The sequence below is a fragment of the Sphaerospermopsis reniformis genome (assembly GCF_005402885.1).
Classification (GTDB): domain Bacteria; phylum Cyanobacteriota; class Cyanobacteriia; order Cyanobacteriales; family Nostocaceae; genus Sphaerospermopsis; species Sphaerospermopsis kisseleviana.
This window is the reverse complement of sequence record NZ_BJCE01000443.1, coordinates 1-2,150: the sequence shown is the minus strand read 5'-3', so window position 1 is coordinate 2,150 and position 2,150 is coordinate 1. Positions and strand designations below refer to the sequence as shown.

3 protein-coding genes and 1 pseudogene are annotated in these 2,150 nt (G+C 43.1%); all 4 read right to left on the bottom strand.

The window, feature by feature from the left end:
• Positions 1-216: 216 nt before the first annotated feature.
• The gene (locus tag FFR48_RS27460; RefSeq protein ID WP_137669534.1) at positions 217-564 is read right to left on the bottom strand and encodes a hypothetical protein; all 348 of its coding nucleotides are present in this window, start codon (positions 562-564) and stop codon (positions 217-219) included.
• Positions 565-740: 176 nt separating this feature from the next.
• On the bottom strand, positions 741-1,154 hold the full coding sequence (locus FFR48_RS27455; RefSeq protein ID WP_096568648.1) for a thiol-disulfide oxidoreductase DCC family protein: 414 nt from the start codon (positions 1,152-1,154) through the stop codon (positions 741-743).
• A gap of 324 nt (positions 1,155-1,478) precedes the next feature.
• The gene (locus tag FFR48_RS27450; protein ID WP_096572705.1) at positions 1,479-1,832 is read right to left on the bottom strand and encodes a Rieske (2Fe-2S) protein; all 354 of its coding nucleotides are present in this window, start codon (positions 1,830-1,832) and stop codon (positions 1,479-1,481) included.
• A 56-nt stretch (positions 1,833-1,888) separates the two neighbouring features.
• A pseudogene (locus tag FFR48_RS29820) lies at positions 1,889-2,150 on the bottom strand (hypothetical protein); the annotation flags it as partial.

The following is a 2,150-nucleotide window of genomic DNA, read 5'->3' as shown; positions in this document are numbered from 1 at the left end:
AAAGTGTGCATTTTTTGGGATTTCAAGAGATGGCAAAGAAATTTTCAAATCTCCTCCTGACTCCTGACTCCTGACTCCTGACTCCTATGCCCTCACGGAAAGACTTTCTCAGCAACCCCTAATTAATTCATAAAATTATGGCATATTTACAATATAAATATCTCCCGACTTTTAATAAAAATTTCGCTATTGCTTGTTTTTACAGTCGGGAGACGGTTAACCAGATATACTTTCTATTAAGTGCCAATTGCGACTATGTTCAATCTGCTGTCGGACAAAATCAAAGACTTGTCGGCAATGATTGTCCAATCTAAGTGGTAGTTCCTCATTTTTGATCACAATATTCATGCGGGTTTCCTCGTCCGTAGCAGTGGATTTATCAATCAATACTTCCACTATCACTAACTTGGAAAATGATACATTTCCGGGAATTTCACGAGCCATAATGTAATCTGGTGTGTAGTATTGAATTTCCAAATCACAATACTGTAGTAGCTCTATCAGCAATGGTTGTAGATAGTCGCTGGCAACAGAAACGAGAAAAGAACAGGTATAGCGAGCCATAATAGCCCCATTTTGGTAACAATCCGTCCATCTTATAATAATTTAAGTTGCCAGTTATCAAAATCTCAGGGCTAAGGGGTAGGGGCAAACCCCCCGTGGTTGCCCCAGGAGGCAGTTGTTTAATGTAGGGACAATTCATGAATTGTCCCTACGATAATTTTCACTGCTAGGTCTAATTACCCATTACCTATTCTGCAATCATCATCTATGCAATATGCTGATTGATAAGTATTCGCACGTTTACCAAACACGGTATAGCGATTATCTCTGATTTGTTCATAAAATCTATCTCCTGCCCATTTCATACCCGGTAAGGCGCGATAAGCTTCCACAAATACACTACCTAGCGGTAATAGTCGCCCAATTTCTTCCGCTGCATTGCTACCTTGCCAACGTTTTGATGGACTTTGAGCATCTATTAAAATCATACCCTGTTCACAATCTTGGGCAGTAATTCCCCATTGGGATAATACCTTTTCATCTTGCATGGGGATGTAGCGAAACAGCTTTCCTTGGTCTAGATTTTCTAATAATTGCACTAAAGTAACACAGAGATTGCAATTGCCATCATAAATCACGTAGTAATTCATATTAGACTTGTCCAGAAAAGAAATTATGGAACTTATTTATGGGGGCTGGTCGAAGCTTATGGGATATCTAGATGTCTGATTTTTCCGTCAAATTATCGCCCAAATGCTTCGCCCCTACAACTGGGGAGGTCAGGAGGTGGGGAGATAGGGAGAAAAATTAATTCTGACTCCTGACTCCTGTACGGGCGAAGTAGGGGCGAAGCATTCGGAAAATAACCTGTGATAAAAATTGATAATTAGTTGCCCGAATGCTTCGCCCTTACAGGAAAATAGACTATTCATAAAATTGATAATTTGTTGCCCGAATGCTTCGCCCCTACGATTTTATTCTGGTAAGTCAATCAAAATATTGCCATCTTCCACACGGAGAGGAAATACTGGCAGGGTTTTGGCTGCGGATACCATTGATAGTAATTTACCAACTCCGGGTGGCCAAGGACACCAAGTTTTTACTTCTCCAGTATTTAGGTCAAAGGCACTACGATGGAAAGAACAAACAATAGCTCCGTCTTGAATTTTACCGGATTTCATAGGTAATTTGAGGTGAGGACAGCTATTTTCCACGGCATAAAGCTGATTTTCGTGGTTTAACACTAAAATATTTCTGTTTCCTACTTTTACCACTTCTCGCGCCCCAGGGGATAGGGCGTTAACTTCGAGAATTTTTGTCCAGGCCATTGTGTTCTCCGTTTTTTTTCTTTTTCGATAGCTGTTTTTAGTTTCTCGCAATTATGTCATTTGCGATCGCCATCATAGGGGACTGGGGACTGGGGACTGGGGACTGGGGACTGGGGACTGGGGACTGGGGACTGGGGACTGGTGACTGGGGACTGGGGAATGGGGAGTGGGGAGTGGGGAGTGGCGAACGGGGACTCGGGAACGGGAACTAGGGAGCGCGGCTTGGTGCATGGGAGCTTGAAAACGGGGGAAGTCGCCGCAGGAGGAGGGATTCGAGAATGGGAACGCGAGCACTCGGTTGCAGAACGACACATGGTG

Coding starts and splice junctions, on each gene's coding strand:
- FFR48_RS27460 (WP_137669534.1), bottom strand. CDS start 564: ATGGCTCGCTATACCTGTTCTTTTCTCGTTTCTGTTGCCAGCGACTAT.
- FFR48_RS27450 (WP_096572705.1), bottom strand. CDS start 1,832: ATGGCCTGGACAAAAATTCTCGAAGTTAACGCCCTATCCCCTGGGGCG.
- FFR48_RS27455 (WP_096568648.1), bottom strand. CDS start 1,154: ATGAATTACTACGTGATTTATGATGGCAATTGCAATCTCTGTGTTACT.